This window comes from Microvirga arabica, from assembly GCF_016811235.1.
Lineage (GTDB): Bacteria > Pseudomonadota > Alphaproteobacteria > Rhizobiales > Beijerinckiaceae > Microvirga > Microvirga arabica.
In genome coordinates, this window is sequence record NZ_JAFBID010000194.1 from 1 (window position 1) to 1,358 (window position 1,358).

The following is a 1,358-nucleotide window of genomic DNA, read 5'->3' on the forward strand; positions in this document are numbered from 1 at the left end:
CTTCGGTTGGCGCCGGCTTGCTGTTGGAAATACTGCTCACAATTCAAACGCCTTATTGAACCGCCGGGGAGGAAAGGCTGTTGAGATCGACCCAGCCCGTGCAAGTAGGGAACTCAGGGACAAGGTACGCGCGGTTTCCTTCGACCTTCTCAACCCGGCAGGGATAGGCTCTCTTGTCGCCTGGGGGGCGGTACAGCACCAGGCTCCCGGCCGAGACACCATCATGCGAAGTGGGCGCTTGGCCCGCTTCCAAGTTGGCTTTTCCCTGCGCGACCTTGAGTTCACCAGGGGAGGTGCCTTGCTTGGCGGCTCGGACGCGTTCAAGCGTGGCAATGGCCAGGCGAGCACGGTCGCGATAGCGGTCCATGACAAGCTTCAGAGGGCCGCGCTCTGCTCCTCGATGCCAGGAGACGCCTCCGGCTTTCGCAAGCTCGGCCGCAACCGCCTCCACCTCATCTTCAGTCATGCCAGCTCCCACAACACCAGACAGAAGCTAGGGCTTCTGTCCTAGACAGCAATGAGCGAGAGACAACGGGCACGATGGAACATCGTTCCTGTCTCAGAGATGGTTCCAGAAGGAAATGGCCCTGACGCGAAGGGCTCGCTCCTGGCCTCAGTCATAGCCTGGAAAGCCAAACGCCTCGGCTGAGGAGATCGGGTTCAAGGACCCTCAGCCGAGGCGCGTGCGGTTCTCTGGAGCTGACACCGCAAGCCAAACTACGCCCGTCAACCGTGGCTATTTCATGAAGCGATCCAAAGGCTTCTCTGTCCGTTGTTCATCGCTGCAGGTTAACCGCACGATGTCGAAGAGATGGTGTTCAATTCGCGTAGGCTTGCCTCGCAACCCCTGTGCTGAGTAGAGCTTCTGTTGGAGGGCACGGTCCGCTACACATCACGCCGTCCTGCTGTCGTCGTCTTCTCCAGAAGGTTCAGAATGGCTTACAAACTCTCCCGGCTTGCCCCAGGCAGTTATGACGTGCTGCTCCATGGGGTGATTATCGCCAGCCTGGTCCGGAGCGGAGAAACTCACAGCGCGACCTGGACAGCAGAACTCCTGCTCGACCTGCCTCCTGGAGAGAGGCCTGCGCCGTTCACCGAACTCGAGCATACATTTGGCAGTCTTGAAGAAGCCCAGAGATGGTTGGGAGATGCCCAGATCCGTGGAGCAGGTGGAGAGGACTAGGCATGGCAGAGGTCATTCAGTTCCCGAGGCGGACAGAGACACAGACGCTCCATTTCGATGAGAAGCATGCCTTTGGTGAAATCGGCGGGCTGATGCTTTCTCTCGTACAAGAGCAGGACAAGGCCGATGCGCCCTACACGCTCGTGCTGTTCGACCGGAACGACGTGTTCTTCCC

General features: G+C 59.2%; 2 protein-coding genes. One reads left to right on the forward strand and one right to left on the reverse strand.

Going from position 1 to position 1,358, the window contains the following annotated elements; genetic code table 11:
* Nucleotides 1-52: 52 nt before the first annotated feature.
* A complete protein-coding gene (locus JQC81_RS32395) occupies nucleotides 53-466 on the reverse strand; it encodes a hypothetical protein (RefSeq protein ID WP_203275855.1) in 414 nt (137 codons plus the stop codon).
* Between the two features lie 468 nt (nucleotides 467-934).
* On the opposite strand from JQC81_RS32395, the gene JQC81_RS32400 reads away from it, so the two are divergent.
* Entirely contained in the window at nucleotides 935-1,183 is a 249-nt protein-coding gene (locus JQC81_RS32400; protein ID WP_203275856.1) for a hypothetical protein, read from the forward strand.
* Nucleotides 1,184-1,358 lie beyond the last annotated feature (175 nt).